General features: G+C 50.2%; 21 protein-coding genes and 1 tRNA gene. 8 read left to right on the top strand and 14 right to left on the bottom strand.

What is annotated here, in order from left to right; genetic code table 11:
* Positions 1-926: 926 nt before the first annotated feature.
* The 8 genes from ACN4EG_RS16625 to ACN4EG_RS16660 form a co-directional block, all read right to left on the bottom strand.
* Positions 927-1,271: a hypothetical protein gene (locus ACN4EG_RS16625; protein ID WP_431631075.1), complete on the bottom strand. Its 345-nt coding sequence runs from the start codon at positions 1,269-1,271 to the stop codon at positions 927-929.
* Between the two features lie 70 nt (positions 1,272-1,341).
* On the bottom strand, positions 1,342-1,530 hold the full coding sequence (locus tag ACN4EG_RS16630) for a hypothetical protein (protein ID WP_431631076.1): 189 nt from the start codon (positions 1,528-1,530) through the stop codon (positions 1,342-1,344).
* A 295-nt stretch (positions 1,531-1,825) separates the two neighbouring features.
* A complete protein-coding gene (locus tag ACN4EG_RS16635; protein ID WP_431631077.1) occupies positions 1,826-2,227 on the bottom strand; it encodes an HNH endonuclease in 402 nt (133 codons plus the stop codon).
* A 351-nt stretch (positions 2,228-2,578) separates the two neighbouring features.
* Positions 2,579-4,204 (bottom strand): virulence-associated E family protein, encoded by a 1,626-nt coding sequence (locus ACN4EG_RS16640; RefSeq protein WP_431631079.1) that lies wholly within the window; start codon positions 4,202-4,204, stop codon positions 2,579-2,581.
* A 94-nt stretch (positions 4,205-4,298) separates the two neighbouring features.
* The gene (locus ACN4EG_RS16645) at positions 4,299-4,550 is read right to left on the bottom strand and encodes a hypothetical protein (protein WP_431631081.1); all 252 of its coding nucleotides are present in this window, start codon (positions 4,548-4,550) and stop codon (positions 4,299-4,301) included.
* A gap of 16 nt (positions 4,551-4,566) precedes the next feature.
* Positions 4,567-4,875, bottom strand: coding sequence for a hypothetical protein (locus ACN4EG_RS16650; RefSeq protein ID WP_431631083.1), 309 nt, complete (start codon positions 4,873-4,875; stop codon positions 4,567-4,569).
* Between the two features lie 29 nt (positions 4,876-4,904).
* Positions 4,905-5,171 (bottom strand): hypothetical protein, encoded by a 267-nt coding sequence (locus ACN4EG_RS16655; RefSeq protein ID WP_431631085.1) that lies wholly within the window; start codon positions 5,169-5,171, stop codon positions 4,905-4,907.
* A gap of 29 nt (positions 5,172-5,200) precedes the next feature.
* Positions 5,201-5,494, bottom strand: a complete 294-nt coding sequence (locus ACN4EG_RS16660; protein ID WP_431631086.1) for a hypothetical protein — start codon at positions 5,492-5,494, stop codon at positions 5,201-5,203.
* Between the two features lie 313 nt (positions 5,495-5,807).
* Between ACN4EG_RS16660 and ACN4EG_RS16665 the strand changes: the two genes are divergently transcribed.
* From ACN4EG_RS16665 to ACN4EG_RS16690, 6 genes are all read left to right on the top strand, one after another.
* On the top strand, positions 5,808-6,047 hold the full coding sequence (locus ACN4EG_RS16665; RefSeq protein ID WP_431631088.1) for a helix-turn-helix domain-containing protein: 240 nt from the start codon (positions 5,808-5,810) through the stop codon (positions 6,045-6,047).
* Between the two features lie 183 nt (positions 6,048-6,230).
* On the top strand, positions 6,231-6,527 hold the full coding sequence (locus ACN4EG_RS16670) for a hypothetical protein (RefSeq protein WP_431631089.1): 297 nt from the start codon (positions 6,231-6,233) through the stop codon (positions 6,525-6,527).
* A 10-nt stretch (positions 6,528-6,537) separates the two neighbouring features.
* A complete protein-coding gene (locus ACN4EG_RS16675) occupies positions 6,538-7,005 on the top strand; it encodes a hypothetical protein (RefSeq protein WP_431631090.1) in 468 nt (155 codons plus the stop codon).
* 25 nt (positions 7,006-7,030) lie between these two features.
* On the top strand, positions 7,031-7,294 hold the full coding sequence (locus tag ACN4EG_RS16680; protein WP_431631091.1) for a hypothetical protein: 264 nt from the start codon (positions 7,031-7,033) through the stop codon (positions 7,292-7,294).
* Positions 7,276-7,890, top strand: coding sequence for a hypothetical protein (locus tag ACN4EG_RS16685; protein ID WP_431631093.1), 615 nt, complete (start codon positions 7,276-7,278; stop codon positions 7,888-7,890). The genes ACN4EG_RS16680 and ACN4EG_RS16685 overlap by 19 nt, the downstream gene beginning before the upstream one ends.
* Positions 7,891-8,067: 177 nt before the next feature.
* Positions 8,068-8,913 (top strand): tyrosine-type recombinase/integrase, encoded by an 846-nt coding sequence (locus ACN4EG_RS16690; RefSeq protein WP_431631095.1) that lies wholly within the window; start codon positions 8,068-8,070, stop codon positions 8,911-8,913.
* Between the two features lie 67 nt (positions 8,914-8,980).
* On the opposite strand, the gene ACN4EG_RS16695 is transcribed toward ACN4EG_RS16690, so the two are convergent.
* From ACN4EG_RS16695 to ACN4EG_RS16710, 4 genes are all read right to left on the bottom strand, one after another.
* Positions 8,981-9,053, bottom strand: a tRNA-Met gene (locus ACN4EG_RS16695).
* A 179-nt stretch (positions 9,054-9,232) separates the two neighbouring features.
* Entirely contained in the window at positions 9,233-10,213 is a 981-nt protein-coding gene (gene mdh / locus ACN4EG_RS16700; RefSeq protein ID WP_431631096.1) for a malate dehydrogenase, read from the bottom strand.
* 70 nt (positions 10,214-10,283) lie between these two features.
* On the bottom strand, positions 10,284-10,502 hold the full coding sequence (ndhO, locus tag ACN4EG_RS16705) for an NAD(P)H-quinone oxidoreductase subunit O (protein ID WP_431631098.1): 219 nt from the start codon (positions 10,500-10,502) through the stop codon (positions 10,284-10,286).
* Between the two features lie 473 nt (positions 10,503-10,975).
* Complete coding sequence (locus ACN4EG_RS16710; protein ID WP_431631100.1) at positions 10,976-11,422, bottom strand: RNA recognition motif domain-containing protein; 447 nt, start codon at positions 11,420-11,422, stop codon at positions 10,976-10,978.
* A 490-nt stretch (positions 11,423-11,912) separates the two neighbouring features.
* Between ACN4EG_RS16710 and ACN4EG_RS16715 the strand changes: the two genes are divergently transcribed.
* Positions 11,913-12,092, top strand: coding sequence for a hypothetical protein (locus ACN4EG_RS16715; RefSeq protein WP_431631101.1), 180 nt, complete (start codon positions 11,913-11,915; stop codon positions 12,090-12,092).
* Between the two features lie 117 nt (positions 12,093-12,209).
* Here ACN4EG_RS16715 and ACN4EG_RS16720 read toward each other — a convergent pair whose 3' ends face one another.
* On the bottom strand, positions 12,210-14,678 hold the full coding sequence (locus ACN4EG_RS16720; protein ID WP_431631103.1) for a M48 family metalloprotease: 2,469 nt from the start codon (positions 14,676-14,678) through the stop codon (positions 12,210-12,212).
* Positions 14,679-14,784: 106 nt separating this feature from the next.
* A complete protein-coding gene (gene prfC, locus ACN4EG_RS16725) occupies positions 14,785-16,413 on the bottom strand; it encodes a peptide chain release factor 3 (RefSeq protein ID WP_431631104.1) in 1,629 nt (542 codons plus the stop codon).
* A gap of 1,084 nt (positions 16,414-17,497) precedes the next feature.
* Here prfC and ACN4EG_RS16730 point away from each other — a divergent pair.
* A complete protein-coding gene (locus ACN4EG_RS16730; protein ID WP_431631105.1) occupies positions 17,498-19,597 on the top strand; it encodes an FG-GAP-like repeat-containing protein in 2,100 nt (699 codons plus the stop codon).
* Positions 19,598-19,976: the final 379 nt, after the last annotated feature.

Consider the following 19,976-nt stretch of genomic DNA (forward strand, 5'->3'; position numbering starts at 1 on the left):
GGGTTGGGGCGCTTCTGGCCGGGGGGTGGCCGTTTCTGGGGTTGTGGTTGCCGTGGTTGCTTGGGGGGCCGTGGCAGATTGGGCTGTCGTGGTTGTTTGGGTGGCCGTGGCTGTGGCAGATTGGGCGGGGGTTTCCCTGGAGTTCTTTGAGGCGTAGGGGGTGGGGTTCCCGGACGCTTGAAGGGGACGATCCGGGGTTTGGGCTTAGTCGGGATGCCTGGGGTCGGGGATTTAAAAGGGCTAGGCAGTAACCCCTTCAATGGAATTCTCGGAAGAAAAGGGCTGAGCAGCTTATTAGCGAGGGGGCTGAGTAAGGCTGGTAGTACGCGCTCTAGCCATTCCCTATTAGTCAGCCGCCCAGACGGGGTATAGGGATTGCCGCAGACGGGTAAGAATCCCTCATCAGGCCCATTCCCAATTTCCATCGGGGTGGGTTTCCCATCCAGAATTAAATTGACTTCGTAATAGTCAACTCTGTAATTTATTCCATCATCGCCACTAGAGAAGAGGTTTATATCCAGGATTGAGCCATAGCCAAAATCGATCCTGACGACTAGCTGCCTAGTGTCTGCGGTTTCCTTTTTTTGATAGAGCCCGATCGGGGTGCCGTACCCGATATATCGAAAGAACTTTGGGTTTGCAGTCTCAGCCGGGACTCTATAGGGTATCCATTGAGATGTGGGATTGTTATCTTTGCCAGAAAAGTTCCCAGCGTATTGGATCTCGAATTGAGTGAGGGGGGGGATGTAGGGGCATTCGGCGGGGAATTCACAGATCTGCGCCCAGTCTCGAACCAGCCCAGAGCCGATGTTATCCAGAATTTCTGGATTTAGGGCGCACAAACTTTCAGCGTAACCGGAATCCCCGTTACTGTACGTGAGCCACTGCCCTTCAAAGCCTCGCTTAGGTACCCCCCCAGTCATGGCTTATACGTCCATGTATGAGACGCTCTGATCGGGTAGTACAACGGGCTTGTACTGAATGATTGTGTAAACGCTTCGGGCTACGTACTCTTGAGTACCGGACACATCCTCAAGCGCATCACGGCCAGCCAACGTAATTGTTATCGGTTGAATTGCTCGATCGTCGGCTCTACGGGATTCTGTCAGATAGGCCGAGCCGAATCGAACAATGCAGAAAAACAGGGCTTGGGGGTTGTTCGTCGCAGACGGAGTTAAACCGAAGGATACAAAATTAGCCTTTGGAATGGTGATTGATGTTGCATCCTGGGTTGTTCCAGGCCCAAATACTTGCTCTAGGGAGGCTGACATACTTTCTAGGGGTGCTAAATTACACTAGGGCACTCCTAGGAACGAACACCCCTATTGTGCCCTATTCCCCTTATGGTGTCTGCGTTACGGGTGATTTTGTGGCTTGCTGTGGAATAGGTAATGGCTGAACCTTGGTATCATCAGCCCAAAATTCCTCACTTTGGCTGTTGGGTGGGTTGCCTTCTACGATGTAATAGCTCCAACCATACGAACTTTTTGCCAGCCCGATAATGAAGCCGATTCTGATTCCTAACGGCATGGCTTTACTCATTAGATTGTGTTCCAAACCCTCGCCTACTCGGTGAGGGCTTTTTTATGGTTCCCGGATTCAGCCAGCCCATAAATCTCGCAGGATGAAGTAAGTGAGCAGCAAGGATAGAGCCACCAAAATACACATAGAAATTTCCAAAATTTTGCCTTTCAATGATGGCCTAGTGCCTGCCCAGTAAGCAGAATTCCCACGAAAAATCGCCCTTTTGAGGGGGCGACTTGCCTGAAATGTGTTCGAGGACATTAGGGTTTCAAGCATCACCGAAAAGTGATGTAGTCCAATTTTAGGCCAAGGGTAATTTCATCTGCCCCAATCTCTCAGCTTTGAGCCGTTTTTTGGTGCGCATGGCCTTGGCATCCATGCGGCAATGGCACGGGGCACATAACGCCCTCAGATTCTCAGGGCGGCAATCCTGGGGGATGTGGTTCAAGTGCGCCACCGTGAGCGTGAACCGCCCAAGCTTGAGAACGTCGGTCGGTCCCTGTTCCGGATCGTCGATCGTCACGGCTAAATCGTCTTCCCACTGGGGGAAGTGCTCAGTAATGCGATCGCACAGTTCCATGTCACTCTCCCCAGGGCGGCGGCACGGGCGGCCACAGTCTTGGCACGCCCAATCACAAGCATCTTTGATTGATCGGGCGATCGTGTCCCAGTCCCGTGGATAAAGGGTTCTGTCCATTGGCATAGGTCATTTTCTCCACTTTTTTCGACTTGAAAACGGCTGAAAGCCTTACAGGAAAAGCGATTCGACGAAATTAGTATTACACCCCCCCCTAAAAACCACTTTTGGGCGATTTTTCGTGTGTCAGTGTGCTGAAACGGCTGAAAGCCTTGCAGGGAAAGCGATTCCAGCGGCACAGTGAGAAAAAAATCACTGTGCTTTAGTGTGTCACTGTGCTGGAAAATTGGGCTGCATACTGACACAGTGGCACAGTGAAAAAAAGGCAGTGTGCTTTCACTGTGCCGCGCTGAAATCTTTGTGTAGAGCAGCTTTCAAGCGTTTCAGCACAGTGACACAGTGATTTTGGGGGTAAAACTATTTTTCGGGGTGCCATATCCTGATTCGCTTGCCTTGATAAAGTACTGGATTCTGCACCTGGAGCCAGTTTAGGCGGGTTAGGATGTCCCTTACCCGTAGCTGTTCTTTCTTGTTTTGCTGGTGTAATTCGATACCTAGAACGGTGGTAAGGATTTCCTGCACACTACAGCGCTCTCTACCCTCCAACCAATCGGCGATCTCGTCTTCCCAGACATCGGTAGACTCATAGGTTCTCCGGTGTTCGGTCATGGCCTGTTCTTCCTCTGGGGTCAGCCACCACTGAACCCCTGATTTATAGAGGGTTACCGCCGCCGCCCAAACGCGATCTCGTTCTGCCTCCAGTGCCTTCCAGTCGATCGCCTTGGCCACTGGGACAACCCAGAAACGTCGGTTCCCGGTTGTATCGGATAGGAACTCGGTCTGGTTGGTGGTGCCACAGAAGACTGACGATCGGGGCATGAACTCAACGGAACGGCCATAGGGGGGGCGGATTCTATCGATTTTGGTGGTCATGAATGCCTTAACCGCGCTCATATCCTTCCGCTTGAAGATGGTTTCTAGTTCTGCCCATTCCAAAATCCAAGCGCTATGCACTTTCAGCCGTTCATCCTTGTCTGAGGCGTTCCCGAACGAATCGTCAAACCACTCTGGGGAGGCCAGAACCCGAAAGAAGCTAGACTTCCCCGCCCCTTGCTTACCCTGGAGAATCAGGGCGGTGTCTACCTGGCATCCTGGCTCAAATGCACGGGCAACGGCGGCAATGAGGAACTTGACGACACAGGTTTGATGAATGGGGTCGCGGGTTCCCAAGGCACGATCGGCAAATCCTTTCAGGTGGTCTGAGGTGTGGCCATACCGCCTATAGCAGTCGTGGAGGTACTCTTGGACGGGGTGAAACTGGTTTTCCCGTGCGATTTTCATCACACAATCACCGATATCATCTCTCCCCCCCTTGAGCTTCATTTTGTGGGTAACGATTAGCTCGATCTTTGAAGTTGCGGGGTCAAAGTAATCCCCATCTAGCTCTACCTGCTTAAAGAGTTGGTTGTATCGGAATCTATCCCCAAACTGGCTAACGATTTTCTTGTAGTCCCTCATCATGTGGGGAGACATCTCATCATCGTCGTAGCCTGTAGCGGCCTTCAGGGCATTGAGTTTCTCCTTTAGAAGCTGGCTTGCTGTAAACCCGTTGTAGCCGTGCTCTTTGCACCATGCGGCTAGAGAGACTTGGGCGGCGGCGGGGGTTGTTGCCTCAGATTCAACGGCATAGATGAGTTCTGTTACTTTGCCGTCAATCTTAATCTCTGCTTCGATAGCGTCTTTGTCCTTCTGGGTCTTAGTTTTGAAGGCGTTGGTCTTGCGGCGCGGGGCGGCTCCGTTTGCGCCGCTGCTGTTCCTCGGGGGGAGGGGAGCTATCACATCCATGATGGATTTCCAGCTACAGCCGCCCGTCCAACACTTTGCCGCCCCGGCGTCTTTTCCCTTGGTGGCTATGCCCAGATCGTTGCCGCCGCAAACGGGACAGAAGTATTTGCCGCCCTTGCTAGGCTCTAACTTATCGAGGTGATCCAAGATTGAGCCTGCATCCTCCGGTGGATGGCTGTTATTTGAGTTTCGTGGCATGGTTTCTACATAGCTAAAGTTTTCCAAGAAAAGCGCCTAGAGCAGGTTGCAGCGCTCTAGGCGTGGGATACACACACTGATGATGGGAACTTGGCTAGAGCGTGGCGATCGTGGTTTTGGGGCACCGGAGCCTACCAGCAACGGCCAAAACCGCCGTGAGGATTTCTTCATCGCTGGCATTTTCTAGGGCTGCACAAACCAGATCGCCGTTTGTCCCTAATCGCTCGACTGAGTGACGGCTATCAATCTCTATGGAGCAACAGCACAGGACTTCTAAAAGCTGGGATTGTTGGGCATTCTCTAGATGAGGCCCGTATAATTGGGCCAAGAAATCAGCAAGGGCCATTATTTACATCTCCTAATTACTTAGCTGGCGATCGCTTTTTAGTTGGGTAGAACCAATCGCGATCGGGACTTCCCAGGTAGGTAGATTCGGCAATCGGCTCGAATCCCAGACTCCTCAAGTGTTCAAGGGAATAGACAATTTTGTTTGATTCGATAAATCCCCCGTTCGGGTGCACCGGCATCCAATCGACATATCCGGTCTTTTGATTCTTGAAAAGCTGATGGGTACGAGTAGAGCGAAATCTGGCCTTGTGTTTGGTCGATCGCTCGGTCATGTCGTGGGCAACATCGGTATAGTCGTCTACCGGGAATAGTTCAGTTTGCATACGCTTTTTAGAGGGAAATGGCGATCGCTCTACTCCGGGCGATCGCTTTTTAATTGCTCAAGGATGGCTTGAGGCACAAGGACGCTGCGATAATTCGGGATCTCGATTTTTGCTTGGGGGGCAAGGTCTAGCTTTTCCATCATTAAATCCAGCCGCTGCAGATTCTCCTGAAGGATGATGTAAGCCGCTTGCTGATTGGCGATGAGCTGCTTAATCTCAAATTCAATTTGCTCCAGGCGGTTGTCTAGACGCTGCATCTGCTCATCTGTGCTGAGCATGTTCATGGGCAGTTTCATGGGCATATCTCCTAGAAATGGCGATCGCTCTACTCCGGGCGATCGCTTTTTAATTGGTCGATCGCTGTCTGGACGACAGTTAGCAGGCCATCCAGGGATAAGTCATCAAGGAGTTTTCCTAAAGTAAGGAGTTCTCCTAAAGACTTGCTGGGCGGTATCTGCACTAGTCCCCGCCTGAATTGGTAGCGTCCTAGGGCTGAGAGGATTAGTCGAATCAAGTCTGATGAGGGTAGATGTTCCAGGCTTGCCCCAAAGCTTTGTTCCAAGGATTGCAGCGCTTCTTCATCCTTGCGATTGCTGCTGTAGTAGGTAAGGCTCTTCATATGTCTCCTAGGGAAAAGACGATCGACACTGCCCAGACATATAGGGACAGATTAGACAGCGCCGATCGACGGTGGTTGAGTAAGCCAGTGAAATCCACCTACATCTGTGTAAGTGACTGGCTTGGTGATTCCCAGCGAGGGGGAACGCCCATCAGCACCACACATGAGCAGACCGGAGTTACCCCAGCACTAGAGAATAGAAACAGCCTTCCAGTGCTAGTCGTGGCAGGCCAGAGCACTAGGAAGGGTGTTCACTCCAGATGAGTTGTAATCTATTACTACTCATCTGTTACTAGTAACAGATTACAGTATAATGGAGGAAGTCAACGATCAAAAGTTGAGTCCTATGGGCTTGCGTAAACGTGTTGGATTAACTCAGCAAGAGTTCGCTCAACGATTGGGAAAATCTGTTTCCACTGTCACTAAGTGGGAAGCAGGCCAAATCCCTCGCTGGACTCCTGAAGAATTCAGGAAAGTTCGAGAGGTTTTGGGTTGCAGTTATGAGGAACTTATCGAAGCTTTTTCGGCTGCAACAAAAACGCCTGAGCATTAACCCAGGCGTTGAAGCGATTTTTATCTAGTTGTGGTGGGCAGAGCGCTGACACTCTCCCACCATGACCTCCAACACTCAGTCAAAACTATTGGAGGCATTTCTATTATGAATTCAATTCTTCGGGGGAACTAAATGAAACTCATTCGTTCCCCCCAGAAGTTCAAATTGCCCGACCCCGCAAGGATGCCACGGATCGACATCTTTGCGGAGGAACCCCAGCAAATCAGCATGATGGGCCAATTCCCCATCACCCGCATCGGCTATCAGAACTACGTCACCGTTCCAGAGCAATACCTCAAAGACCTAAAAAGCTCCGTCTACACGGGGTATCTTTGCGCGTTCGGGTTTGCATTCCTGTCGATCGTCGCCTGTCTAGCGGCCTTCTCCAAACCCGCACCCCAGGTCATCACCAACGAAAAGCCGGTGATTATCGAACGGGAAAAAATCGTTCCCACCAACTGCATCATCTTTTGCAAATAGAGGTTCAACAATGTCTGTACTTGGAAAACAAATGTCTCAGCGTGGCATGACTCCCAACGATGTGATGAACACTAAAGGAATCACACCTTGGAACCCTGGAGATAATAGCGAAATCCGCACCAATCAAGTCGAACAGCGTCATCGCAACTTCTCCAAACAGGAAGTAGATGGCCTCCGAGTCCAAGCCGCCCAACGCACCGCCCAAGCCAAGCTCAACCGCAAAGCCTACCAATCCCTAAGCAAAATCGAAAACGCCGATCGTTCCGATCACACTGCATTCCGTGGCTACCAAACCACCGTCGCCAAAGTCACCGCAGGCAAAAAAGGCGCAGACGTGGCCAAAGCTACCGTCTTGCATGGCCTAACCCCTGCCTACGCCAAAATGGGCTACACCCTCGGAGCCGCCGCCAACGAAGCACAGGTACGGGTTCAAGAGTTGCAAGCCACGTACCACCAAGTCAACCAACGCTGGGGTTAATGGAGGCAACTAAATCATGATACGAATGGCTAGACTTGGCACCTATGCGGGGTTGGGTCTAGCCATTAGCTCTTTCTTAGGGTTAATGGCTAGAGCAATTCCCGCCCTCGGACTGGGAGCCGTCATCGTGCTCACGCTCCTGGTCATCACCATCTGTTTTGCCCTCATTGCCGGGAACGTGGTCGATCATCACGTCGGATGGGAAGCAGATACCACACTCGCCACCGCGATCGGCGGCCTAGTCGTCTTCATCACAGGAGTCTTAATCGGATGGTTAATTCTGGCCTAAGCAACCTAACCCACGGGCAACGCTGGGCGATCGCGTTTGTCTCCGGTTGGCTCACCTGGATTCTAGGTTTGTCGATCGCCCGTATCCTTCCCCCCTTGCTCCAGTTCCTATTCCTCTCCGTGCCCATCTGTTGCTTTGGCATTGCCGCCTATGAATTGCCCCGCTGGCGCAAACAAGGCCGTCGCTACGATTTAGCGGAAAGCCTCAAGGAACGCGAATTCGACCATGGTTTACTCAATCAGCACCAACTCACCATGGCCACACTGGATTTAGATTTCCAGGGTCAACACCAGGCGCTCATGGAAATCATGGGCATTCCCGCACCGCAATCCCTCCCAGAATCCAGCCTAGAAAAGCGCGTCTCCGAAGTGGCAGGGGAAATCGGTCTGGCCTTGCTCTATTACATCCAAGGCCGTGGGGCCAACCTGGCAGACTCCCAGGGCTGGGTAAAAGTTGAGAGTCTCCGTTCCAACTGGGGAAAACACTACGCCATGAAAACCGACGAAATCCGAAACATCCTAGCCAGCCTCGGAGCGATCGGCATTGGCGAGTTCAAAGACGCGGCAAAAAAAGAGTGGCGGTGTTCCGGCCTATAGGCATCGGCCTTACGCCGCCGCTACGCCGGAACTACGCCGATAGTAACGCCGGAACTACGCCGGAACTACGCCGATAGTAACGCCGTACCAATTTCCCCTTCCTGTTAACGGCGATCGCACCATGCCGATCGCCTACTTCCTAATGCCGAAATGCCAAAACGATTGCTAATCCCCCAGATGACCCGCGTATGGGCGGCCTACACCGAATTCAAAAAGACCTTCCTACACCCCAATACCATCAACCAAGAATACAAGCGCTGGGGTAAAGTCATAGAACGCCTGCCCCCCTACCTAGAAACGCCCTCCGAGGTCATAGACTGGCTTCTCAAAAAATACTCAGCAGAAACCGTTAGGCGATTTGTTCAAGACCAGAACGCGGCCTATCGTTGGGCGCAGAAGCAAGGAACCGTCCCCAGCAACCCCTGGGAAACCTTAGTCGGAACCATCCGCAAAACCGCCTACAACCGCCGTGAGGCATTTAGCGCAGTCGATAGAGACATCATTATCCAAGCCTTTCAAGACCGCGACCCGTTCTATGCGGCCTTCGTTCGCTTCCTATTCAAAACCGGGTGCAGGCAAGAAGAAGCGCGCGCCCTGCAATGGGAACACGTAGGCCGCGATCGTATCTGGTTCAAGGTGGCGATCGCTAGCGGCTCCAAACAAGTTGCCCCCCTCAAAACCTGGGAAGAACGCACATTCCCCCTAACCGAACCCGTTGAATCCATCCTGAAATTTCAACGCGGCCTCAATCCTCAGTGGGTGTTCCCCAGTCCCCTGGGTAGTCATATCGACGGGTCAAACTTCCTGCATCGTCACTGGGAGGGCATCGTCAAACCCCTCGCCCAATCCCGCCAAATCGACCGTTACTTGCCGCCATCCCATACCCGGCACACCTTCATCACCCTCGCAATTCAAGCAGGGATGACCGTTACCGACGTAGCCAAACTAGTAGGCAACAGTCCAGAGACAATCTGGAAGCACTACGCCCAAGCGGCCAAAATTATCGAAATTCCAGAATTTTAGACCCTCCCTAGAGAGTTCTCTAGGGAGGGTCTAAACGTCACTAAAAAATAGAACTATGTCTACTTAATGGCTCAGGCGGGATTTGAACCTGCGGCCTTGGGCTTATGAGTCCCCTGCTCTAACCACTGAGCTACTGAGCCTTACCTAAATAAATTTAACATAGGTTGTTGAAAGATTGCTAGAGGGTTTGGAAAAAAGATGGAAGAAATTTGAGAAGCTCCACCGGGCAACCTATAGAGTTGTTTCCAGAGAAAGTTGTGGCTTCACCCAGGTTCAGCACAGAAAGACAAATTGCAATTCAGCTAGACAGGAGACTGCCTTAATTCTTAGATGGCTGCGTTTTGAGCAAATCGGTCAGTACATCGATGCTTTGGCGAACCGATCGGGCAGAAGACAACAGTTGCTCATGCTCATGGGCCGTCAGCTTAAGTTCAACTACTTGATCCACACCTCGACACCCCAATCGACAGGGAACCCCCAAGAAAATATCTTTTAATCCATATTCTCCGTTGAGATAAACTGCTGCGGGTAATAGGCGCGCTTGGTTATACAGCACGGCTTCCACCATCAGCGCCGCCGAAGAAGCAGGGGCATAAAAGGCACTGCCCGTTTGCATTAGCTGAACAATTTCTGCGCCGCCATTGCGGGTGCGATCGATGAGTCGAGCGATCGCGTCTTCGTCCATTAACTCCGTGATGGGAATGCCACTGACGGTTGTATATCGGGGCAGCGGTACCATTAAGTCCCCATGCCCACCCAAAACAGTGGCATGGATTTCGGCTACCGAAACCCCTAATTCCATAGCAACGAAAGTTTGGAATCGGGACGCATCTAAAACCCCGGCCATTCCCATGACCCGATCGGGCGGCAAATCACTCTCCTGCCATGCTAGATAGGTCATCACATCAAGGGGATTCGTAACCATGATGATGACTGCATTGGGGGAATGGGCGATCGCGTTTTGCACCACTTTTTGCACAATTTGCGCATTGGTGAGCAGCAGGTCATCCCGGCTCATGCCAGGTTTGCGAGCTACGCCTGCTGTCACAACAACGATGTCTGATCCAGTCGTATCAGCATAATCGTTAGTTCCGGTAATCCGGCGGTTGTGCCGCTCCACACCCCGCGCTTCCATTAAATCTAGCGCTAACCCTTGGGGCCGACCAGGCACAACATCTAATAAAACAACATCCGCAAGGTTTTTTTCCGCCAGACGCTGGGCCAGGGCACTGCCAACATTGCCAGCCCCAATGACTGAAACGCGAAACTGCGGGCAACCTATCACTCGACTAGATAGCATAAAAATCCTCCTTCCAAGCTCCTTCTGAGAAGAGCAACGGAAGGAAGCTTTACCCGCAGTCTAGCAAGTTCTAACCAGAGAAGGCTTCTAGTTGATCAATCCTTAACCAAATATTCGGAGTTGGCACGATGCCAAACTTGATAAATGCATAATCGCCACGAATATCTAACACTTCCCCAGGGGTTTCAAATAAATAGGGTGGAAAGCGGCGATCGCTAGCCTGAGCTTCTACACTATTTTCTAGCTTTTCGCGAATGGCCTTGACCATGGCCCCTTTTTTGATTGTCATCATTCCACCTCTTGAGCAACTTTGAGGATAATTTGCACAATTGCTAATTTGATAGCTGGCTAATTTGATCGTTAACCAATTCGACCGTTAACCAGTTAGACAGTTATTGAATCACTAACAGTTATTTAACCACTGACAGTTATTTAATTACTGATAGGTCATCAATCACGGATGGTCAGTTAATTAACAATTAGACCTGTAGTCAATGGTTTCTTATTAGCAGCGGGCTAATAAGAAAGGGTGAAGCATCAGCTCCACCCATCTATTTAAGCAAAATTCACAGGTCTCTTAACACAGGGAACATTGATCAATTTATCTATACAATGTGTCCCTATCGCTCAATCTATCGGTTTAAACCTAGTCTAAATAGCCTAGAAATTACACAATAGATTCACCAGGATTTTGACCAGTGGTTTTACCCCGCTCTGGTCAAAATCCTGGGTGCAACTCTGGTTGAAACGATCGCTTCTAACCTATGACCCCGTCGTTTGGGCTGCAAGCAGTTGCTTCAGCTTCTCTAGGTCGCTAGCCCAACGCGGATCGGGCTGGAATCCTTCAGAATCTGATGTACTCGCGACTCGACGATTGTTGCCGCCCTTGTTGTTGCCACCCTTGTTGCGGCGGTTATTGGAGGCCGGAGCTGCAGGAGCCGATCCTTCTGCGGCATCATCGCCCTTGGAGCGAGGCAGAGCCTTTTCAATCTTGATGGCGTTGTCCTTCACTGAGACTCCATTGAACTTCTCAATGAATTGATCAGCTTCTTCATCGGTTTTGACGGTAACAAAACCAAAACCCCGGCACTTCCCAGTTTTGCGATCGGTGATCAATTTCGCGGAAACTCCCGCTTCAGCAAACACCGCTTCTAGATCTTGACGAGTTACATCCTCAGGCAGATTGCCAACATACAGACGAACAGACATTGGAAAAGACCTCCAGACTCAGAATTTTGAAAGGAAAAACTGTTTCATAACTGTGGGCGTTTCAGGCGAGGACTCTAGAAGGCGGGTTGGATTGTTACCCTCAGCGAAACAACATCCGGCTTTGTACCATTCCTCAACTGGCTTGCAAACGACCTAAACCCCATCCACCATCATGACATCTTTTCTCTATCCACCTTACCAAGACCTCTTCTTTTTTCAGACTGAACCTGCAAATTTTTTGGATGCTCTTTTCCCATGCCTGATCAAGAAGAGAGAACAAGACCCGAAAGTCTTGTCTTGGTGTGCATTGACACCTCGATACAATGCCGCTCGATACAATGCCAGCAACAACGGCGAGAGACGACCTCACTTTAACTGAAAAATCAACCATTCAATAAAGTAGCATGCTGGTTTCTTCAGAGCTAGGTGATTTCACAGATTTCTCCTAAATCTGCTAACTGACTAGCCAATCTGTTTAATGAACAGATCTATGAGTATGAGGGATGGCGATCGCCATCGCAGTAAAAAGCCAGCCATATCATGGCTGGCGAAGCTTGCTGTGTTGGGAGGAGAAATATCTGATACCGAGACCATTCAAGAAAACCCGATCGCGCTGGGCCAATCCCACTGGGCAGATCCCAAAAACGATGGAGGCTTAACCTGTATGTAGAACGTTCAGTCTCCTTGTTAAGAAATGTAACATGTTATTCGGCAAAGCTGCAACTGTTTGTTACAAATCTGCGGGAGGATTGATCCCGAGGCCAACGACTTGGAGATTGCCAGCAAGTTACAGCAAGAAGTATAGACCTGCAACAATTGCGAGTATGGCAATGATCGTAGACCAAACGGGATGGCCACCATAATTGCGTCCGATCGGACTACGCAAGAGTTCCATATCCAGCCAAGGGGTTGCCCCCCGCCGTAGCCAGCCAACTACGGTGACAGATTGACCAATTTGATCGCTGGGTCGATGCTGATATCGTAGCCAATTACCGATCGGCCCTAATTGGGACATGTAGTGCAATCGCAAGATGCCTAGAGCAGTCTGTAACCACAAATCCTGTCCTAGCCAATTGCTGATCCCTCGGCGACCTAGCAATTGACCTTCCAGTTTGATTCGATAGGGCTGTAGGGGATCCAGCGAGGGGTTTTGCAGAAATTCAGCCAATTCGCTCAAGTTTTCATCCTCTCTTTGCCCCTGTTGGCTGGGTTGTCCACTGCGGAGGAGAGAAAGGGGAATTTCAGGAAAGAACTGGTTAAATCGCCAAATGGTGCCCAGCCCAAACCCGAGTAAGGGCAATCCCATAAATAATCCATAGTCACTACCCAGCCAAGTCAGACGATACTGGCCCGTTTGGAAGGCTAACCACCCCAGAACCCAAGCCAGCCCAGCTAATAGGTAGCCTCCTAACCCACACCAGAAGGGAGCCGCTACCCTAAAAAGACTGGCTGGACGGTGCCCAGAGGTGCGGGTCTGAGGGGTGACCGTTGATCGGGACTGCAATAGATTTGGAAGGGTAAACTCCGGTTGCAGGTTCCAGGTTTGGGCATAGGTCATTAGGGTGCTCAGGCGATCGGCCAGCAAAGTGCTGGGTTGATTGAGGCTGAGCCAACTGCGCAAAGGATGACTAGTTTCCCAGGCAAACAACTGGGTAGGAGAGAAATGCTGTAAAGCGCTCCCTAGGGAAAGGGTCGATCGATAACTCAAGGGTTGCAATAGTTCAAACCCTTCGAGTATGGGATCCACGGCCCCCTGTTGGCTGACAGCTTCTGCTGTACCCATTGCCAATTTGACCAAGGCTCGGGCCAAACCGTTGGGATTCCCCGTCAGGTTGCAAGCAATGCGATCGCTGTAGGCGATGCGATCGCGGCTCAACTTCAATCCTGCCCAGCGGAAGACCCAAAATAGGCTATACGCCAAGGCAGAGATTATCCCTAAAGCATAGGCAGGAATGCGTGTTAACCCACCCAGCCAAGCCTTTTGGCCCGTCACTTTGTCTGCCTGCCGCAACAACCTGTCTCCCAGGTTTGCAGCTTGCCAATACATTAGGTGGGGGATCTGGATCACCGTTGTAACCCAGGATAAAGGTGCAAAGGTTTTGTGAACAATGTGCCCCATCTCAGCCGCATAGAGAGTGGCAATCTCTGCGTCTTCTAATCGATCGAGACAGCCTTGACTCACCACAATGCGAGCGTTTTTAGCGGAAAAACCATAGCTCATTACCAGAGGAAACGAGATCTGTAGGATTCCGAGGGTGGGAATCGGCATTTTCTGCTGTTGGCAACTGCGTTGAAGCAGTCGATGACTCTCGGGACTATATTGCGCCAGGGTGCCTGTAGATAGTTGCTTTAAGCCATAAAACTGACGCAGGATCCAATCTAAAAACCACGGGGACGCAAAATAGCAAATTACTAATGATGGAAGAATCCACCAAGCTGGAAATTCCCAACTGGGTAGAGTTTGGCTCCACCGTAAAATCCGGGTAGCAAAACTAACTCGTAGAACATCTAAGACATATTGGGTTGTAAAGAGTAGCAAAGGAATGACAATGAGGGCGATCGGTACACTGATCTGCGCCAAGGTTAGCGGTAACTGCGATCTCGGAGGCAAAGTAGACCATTTCGTTGACCTTTCCCGATGAGTTGCCTCTCCCCAATCCCCTGAATGCCACGGAGTTTTGGATTCCTGGGCAGAGGTTGGTGGCAATGCTGTTGCCATTGGAGGATCAACTAGGGCTTGTTCTGCATCAATGGGCGCTAAACTTTCAGAAATGCCTCTAGAGCTTGGTGGAGATGGCTGGCTAAGCTGTGATGGCAATTCTTCCGGAGTCTCTCCAGCAGAGAATGGGATACGCCGGCGGGTTTCTCCAGGGGCAGTGGGAGGCTTGTCTAAGGGGACAAAACCTGCGTCCTGACTCTTTTGATCTGGGAATATTGGGTTCGATAACTTGCTCAAGGGCGCAGCTGATGGAGGTTCCAACTCCATCAATTGCCGCTCAGCCCACTGTTGAACTTTGGGATTGTCTTGCTGTAACAACCTTTGGGCGAGACCGATCGCCCGCTCGGGATCCCCCATTTGACTATAAGCAGTGACTAAACCCATTTGGGCCTTGATGCATTCCGGCAAGGCTGGTTGTGTCTGGGAGTCAGGAGCCTGGATAACCTGCTCTAGGAATGCGATCGCCTGGGGATAGTTTTTCTCCTTGAGGGCAGAGAATCCTGCTTCTAAGCATTGTGTGATCGATGTTTCAGCCATGGTCATGCGCCCCCATCACTTGCCCTTTTAGGATACCCAAAGGAGCTAAATGGGATGACGTAAATCTCAAAGATCCATATTGGATCCGAGCGATATTTAATTGACGCTAAATCGCCATGGGTTCCTTCCCAGACACCACGGGCGCAACACGACTCAACTGGAGTTCAGGGTGATCTCCTTCCAGTTGTTGACAGTTCCACTCGTTGCGAAACAGTAAAACCGGGCGTTCCCAACTATCTTTTACCGTGAGGGTATTGAAGAGACGGCCTGCGGCTTTTAAGGCATCCCAGCCCCCATCAACCCAGCGGGCGACAGTATAGGGCAACCAATCAAGCTGGGTTTCTACGCCATACTCATTTTGTAGCCGAAATTGGACAACCTCCATTTGGAGCTGACCCACCGCCGCCAAAATGGGATCTCGCTTAGACTCATCGGCGGAATACATAATCTGGACAGCACCCTCTTCCCGCAGTTCAGAAACTCCTTTGCGGAATTGCTTAAATTTAGAGGGGTTAGGATTGCGTAAGAAGGCAAACAGTTCTGGAGAAAAGCAGGGAATGCCCTCGTATTCCAACCGTTGGCCTAGATAAATCGTGTCTCCGATCGCAAAAACGCCAGGATTGTTCAAGCCAATAATGTCACCGGGATAGGCTTCTTCAATGACCTCCCGATCCTGGGCAAACAGCTTTTGGGGGCGGGAGAGTCGTACACTTTTTCCCGATCGGGCATGGCTGACAGTCATGTCTTTTTCGAACTTACCGGAGCAAACCCGCACAAAAGCCACCCGATCTCGGTGTTTGGGATCCATGTTGGCTTGTAATTTGAAGACGAACCCGGAAAATTCCGGATAGGTCGGAGAAATTTCGCCTTGGGTGCTTTCATGGGCACCGGGCTTGAGGGCATAGTCTAAAAAGGACTCGAGGAATAGTTCCACCCCAAAGTTAGTCATTGCACTGCCGAAGAAGACTGGCGTCATCTGGCCAATATGCACTGCTTCCGGATCCAATTCTCCACCCAGCTCATCCAAGAGTTCCAGCTCATCACTGAACTGCGCGTAGAGATCAGGCTCTAATAATTCTTCCAGTTTGGGATCATCTAGCTCCAGAATCGTGTCCTTGGCGACACGCTTGTTGTGGAGACTCCGTTCAAATAGGTGAATCTGGCGCTTACGTCGATCGAAGACTCCCTTAAAGCGATCGCCCCCACCAATCGGCCAATTGACGGCATAGGTTTGCATCCCCAACTCTTTCTCAATTTCGTCCAGCAGCTCCAGTGGCCCCCGCCCTGGTCGATCGAGCTTGTTCACAAAGGTAAAAATCGGCAGCGATCGCATCTTGCAGACCTCAAACAACTTGCGCGTCTGAGGCTCCAAGCCTTTCGCAGCATCGATCAACATCACTGCATTATCCGCTGCGGCCAAGGTGCGATAGGTATCTTCGCTGAAGTCTTGGTGTCCAGGGGTATCCAGCAGATTGATGTAGTAATTGTGGTAGTCGAATTGCAGCACCGTGGAGGTAATAGAGATCCCCCGTTGCTTTTCCATTTCCATCCAGTCGGAGGTGGCATGGCGCTGTTCTTTGCGAGCTTTCACAGCCCCTGCCTCGTGAATTGCACCTCCGTACAGCAACAGCTTTTCCGTTAACGTTGTTTTGCCTGCGTCCGGGTGGGAAATAATCGCAAAATTACGACGACGGTTGACAGCTTGTTCCAACTCGGTCTGCAAATCTGGGGACATAGCGACGCTCTGAGCGAAATTAAGAAAGATTGCAAGAAGCTTACATTGTAATCGGAAAGGGCGTTTAATCGAATCTCCTTGACAAATCGCCCCTAATGATTTCCTGCTAACTCAATCCTCTTCTGCCACTGTGATCCTCTGCTAGTTGAGCCCCCATCTTGATCTACGTTGCTACAAGGATGTATGGCCAGAAGCCTGTGGTGCTAGAAGGATGGGTTCCTGGAATTCTGGAATTCATGATGACAGTCCATCAAATCTTGGGTCTAATAAGCTGTAAACTGCAAATTTCCTGAATTAGGAATGAAGGATGCGATCGAATTCTGAATTTTGCTTTCTAGTGATTCGTCCACGGAAAACTGACAAATAGAAATTGAGTTAGGCTGATTATTTTTAAAGGAATTTCATATTTTATCCCTCAAAAAATTCTTAACAAACCATTAGGAATACTCGATCGTTTCCCACCTCCGAACTTCATCACATCTTCATTCAATATCCAGTCAGTCATCACTAGAAATTTAGAACTTTTACCGCAATTTTCCGGATATTTTTCTTTAGCATAGAATGTAGAGTATAGGTCTTCTATAAACACTGTAGGCAGAACCTGCTAATACTCCCTGAACTGTTTTATATCCTCTTTACTGCTCTACTGAATAACAGTATGTTGAGTCAAAACGTTGAATCAAAACATGCTGTTAATTGCCAACATAGATCAACATAGATCTTTGTATTTGAGGTATGGTACGTAGCTGTATGGTACCAGATACTATCTTTTCAGGGTTGTGCCAGGAGTCATAGCCAGAAGTCATAGCCAGAAAGTCCATTGCTCACTCAGGTCACGTCTCTCAACGTTCAATACACTCAAGCTCCGTAAGTTGCTCAGCAATAGAATAGACAAGGTTGTCGCTGGTACTCAGGTGCATACATATATTGTTGGATGCTGCTAGTCACGCAGGCTTGTTTTAGGCTTAGATCTGGAGTTTTATACCGTTGAAATATCCAGTAAGTTAGCGCTGAAATGGCTTCTGATAGATGCCCCGTGATCTACAGCAATTGCGTTTTAGGTTTTTAGGATCTGAAGTCCCGTATGTTGGAACCCTACAGTTCGGTTAGTGCGTCCAGTTTGGCCAGTTCATCCAGTATGAGTCAACAAACACCCTTTAATTATTCTGTTGACTTACTGTGGCGTGAAACGAATTCTGGAACGGGTGTTCGCTGGACGATGAGTGGGGCCAATGTCGTCGGTGGCGGGATGTTTACGATGCCCGATCCAAGCTGGAAAGTGGCAGCCACCGCAGATGTTAACCGGGATGGGGAGACCGATGTTCTTTGGCGGCATAGTGTATCTGGTGGTACGGTTTGGTGGATACTTCAAAACCAATCCTTTTCCAGTGCCTTTGCATTACCGACCCTTGCTGATCTGAACTGGACGATCGCGGGAACGGGAGATGTCAATGGTGACCAAAAACTGGATGTGCTCTGGCGCAATACTGCCACGGGCGATAATGCCTGGTGGTTCATGCAGGATGGCCAAATCATTGGCAGTATCTCGTTACCTAAGGTTGATCCAGGCTGGACGATCGTCAGTACTGGTGACTGCAATCGTGATGGCTATGTAGACTTACTCTGGCGTAATCGCACCACTGGGGACAGCCAATGGTGGTTGATGCAAGGTAGCCAAATTATTCAAGGTGTTAGCCTACCCAGTAACTCACCAACGGTGGCTCTGGTGGGTGCCTATGATCTGAATCAAGATGGACAACTCGATTTAGTATGGCGCGACTATAACACTGGAGCAAATAGCCTGTGGATCATGCAGGGTGCAACTGTTCTGGAAAAGTATGATATTAACGCTGTCGTAGGCAGTTCTTGGCAAATAGTAGGCTTTCTCTCCCGCCCCAAGCCGGAAGAAGCGGATGCGGGCAATTCTCTCCTCAGTGCGACGATCGAGAGTACCACGCAATTTTTCCGAGCCCAGCGAGTCAGTGTCGGTGATCTCAATGATGTCTATCAATTTACTGTTGCGCAATCGGGTATCTTCACAGCTCACCTCACGGGACTGAGTGGGGATGCCGATGTCAAACTCATTCAAAACAGCAACGGCAACGATCAAATTGATTCTGGTGAAATACTCGCTTGGCAATGGGAGCGTGGTACCAATGGGGAATCCCTACGCCGTTTTCTCAACCCCGGCACTTACTATCTTCAGGTCAATAGCTACAATAACCAGTCCGCTAGTTATGCTGTCTCGACCAATTTTCGAGCAGCCGCAGTGGATGACCAGAAATTTAGTTTAAGCGTGACCTATGGCGATGGTACAAGTGGTTTGAATGCTGCTGCCCGCCAAGCGATCGCTGAGGCTGCTAGCTACTGGGGCAATGTTATTACCAGCCGTAGTGCCATTACCCAATATCAGAATCTCAATATTCAGCTAGTGGGCCTTGAGCTGAGTGACTATAACTTGCTCGCCTACGCAGGCCCCAATGTCACCACAGATTGGTCAAATCTGTTTATCGTGAGTGGCAACGCCACTATCAACACCCGGAGATTGGCAGACTTTAATAGTAACCCCAGCTATCTCCGCAGTTTGATGATCCATGAATTTGCCCATGCATTAGGGTTAGGAACGCTGTGGGTGCCCGTCGAATTTCGGCAGGGGAACAGTTCTACTTTGGTTGGGCGAACCTACATCAACAAGACCACTGCGACCTATAACGCTAATACCTATGCAGCCTGGGCCTATGGCGAACTTTTAGGAACCTATAACCCCACAGCTATTCCGATCGAAGCGGGGGTCTTTCAACATTGGGATGAATATCAGTTTGATACAGAATTGATGACCCCCTACGCCGAAAGTGTTGGAATTGCCACCCCTACCAGTCAGATGACGCTGGCGGCTTTGAGAGACTTAGGCTGGAACATTAACTATGGGGCAGCGCAGCCCTATTCCCTGCCTAGCTATCTCACTGCAAGTTCATTTCAGATTGGTATTGGCAGCAACTCATCAGGCCTATCAGCCGCTGGGACTGCTGCCAATGTATCCAATGCATCCCAATCAGGGGAGACAGCGTTTTCAACGAAGTCTAGTACCGTTGAGCATGTCGCCGTGTCCTGTGGATGTGCCAAACATCTTGGGGCAAATTCTTTGTACACGATCGGAGCTACCAATTTGGCCCATCTTATTTAGAGCCTAGTGATGCAGGGGCTGGGTGACAGCCAAGCCTTGGCAAAAACAACGCGAAAAACTTTACTTTAAAATAAAATTGCCCTGCAACATAGAAAGTTGCGGGGCACAGGGACAGTTGAACGCTGACCTCAATATTGCCCATTTTGAGGGGAATGTTGTCGATTAGGGGACAGTTCATCGACTGTCCATTCAAAAATCGCAGTCTAGAGCCAACTAAGGCGCTATGACGCTTCAAAGACTGTCTACTTTTTTCCATCTAAGCAGGGACTTGGCGAGACAATAGAGATGTCACAGCGACGGAAAACACTAACTTGGACTCAAGTCCTGAGAACTCAGATCATCTATAATTCCTGGATCAGTGGCTTTGCTCCATGATCCG

Source organism: Alkalinema pantanalense CENA528 (assembly GCF_050753345.1).
Lineage (GTDB): Bacteria > Cyanobacteriota > Cyanobacteriia > Leptolyngbyales > Leptolyngbyaceae > Alkalinema > Alkalinema pantanalense.

Excerpts from the sequence above, each read along its gene's own strand:
- ACN4EG_RS16625 (WP_431631075.1), bottom strand. The coding sequence starts at position 1,271 with ATGTCAGCCTCCCTAGAGCAAGTATTTGGGCCTGGAACAACCCAGGAT.
- ACN4EG_RS16630 (WP_431631076.1), bottom strand. The coding sequence starts at position 1,530 with ATGCCGTTAGGAATCAGAATCGGCTTCATTATCGGGCTGGCAAAAAGT.
- ACN4EG_RS16635 (WP_431631077.1), bottom strand. The coding sequence starts at position 2,227 with ATGCCAATGGACAGAACCCTTTATCCACGGGACTGGGACACGATCGCC.
- ACN4EG_RS16640 (WP_431631079.1), bottom strand. The coding sequence starts at position 4,204 with ATGCCACGAAACTCAAATAACAGCCATCCACCGGAGGATGCAGGCTCA.
- ACN4EG_RS16645 (WP_431631081.1), bottom strand. The coding sequence starts at position 4,550 with ATGGCCCTTGCTGATTTCTTGGCCCAATTATACGGGCCTCATCTAGAG.
- ACN4EG_RS16650 (WP_431631083.1), bottom strand. The coding sequence starts at position 4,875 with ATGCAAACTGAACTATTCCCGGTAGACGACTATACCGATGTTGCCCAC.
- ACN4EG_RS16655 (WP_431631085.1), bottom strand. The coding sequence starts at position 5,171 with ATGAAACTGCCCATGAACATGCTCAGCACAGATGAGCAGATGCAGCGT.
- ACN4EG_RS16660 (WP_431631086.1), bottom strand. The coding sequence starts at position 5,494 with ATGAAGAGCCTTACCTACTACAGCAGCAATCGCAAGGATGAAGAAGCG.
- ACN4EG_RS16665 (WP_431631088.1), top strand. The coding sequence starts at position 5,808 with ATGGAGGAAGTCAACGATCAAAAGTTGAGTCCTATGGGCTTGCGTAAA.
- ACN4EG_RS16670 (WP_431631089.1), top strand. The coding sequence starts at position 6,231 with ATGCCACGGATCGACATCTTTGCGGAGGAACCCCAGCAAATCAGCATG.
- ACN4EG_RS16675 (WP_431631090.1), top strand. The coding sequence starts at position 6,538 with ATGTCTGTACTTGGAAAACAAATGTCTCAGCGTGGCATGACTCCCAAC.
- ACN4EG_RS16680 (WP_431631091.1), top strand. The coding sequence starts at position 7,031 with ATGGCTAGACTTGGCACCTATGCGGGGTTGGGTCTAGCCATTAGCTCT.
- ACN4EG_RS16685 (WP_431631093.1), top strand. The coding sequence starts at position 7,276 with ATGGTTAATTCTGGCCTAAGCAACCTAACCCACGGGCAACGCTGGGCG.
- ACN4EG_RS16690 (WP_431631095.1), top strand. The coding sequence starts at position 8,068 with ATGACCCGCGTATGGGCGGCCTACACCGAATTCAAAAAGACCTTCCTA.
- mdh (WP_431631096.1), bottom strand. The coding sequence starts at position 10,213 with ATGCTATCTAGTCGAGTGATAGGTTGCCCGCAGTTTCGCGTTTCAGTC.
- ndhO (WP_431631098.1), bottom strand. The coding sequence starts at position 10,502 with ATGACAATCAAAAAAGGGGCCATGGTCAAGGCCATTCGCGAAAAGCTA.
- ACN4EG_RS16710 (WP_431631100.1), bottom strand. The coding sequence starts at position 11,422 with ATGTCTGTTCGTCTGTATGTTGGCAATCTGCCTGAGGATGTAACTCGT.
- ACN4EG_RS16715 (WP_431631101.1), top strand. The coding sequence starts at position 11,913 with ATGAGTATGAGGGATGGCGATCGCCATCGCAGTAAAAAGCCAGCCATA.
- ACN4EG_RS16720 (WP_431631103.1), bottom strand. The coding sequence starts at position 14,678 with ATGGCTGAAACATCGATCACACAATGCTTAGAAGCAGGATTCTCTGCC.
- prfC (WP_431631104.1), bottom strand. The coding sequence starts at position 16,413 with ATGTCCCCAGATTTGCAGACCGAGTTGGAACAAGCTGTCAACCGTCGT.
- ACN4EG_RS16730 (WP_431631105.1), top strand. The coding sequence starts at position 17,498 with ATGTTGGAACCCTACAGTTCGGTTAGTGCGTCCAGTTTGGCCAGTTCA.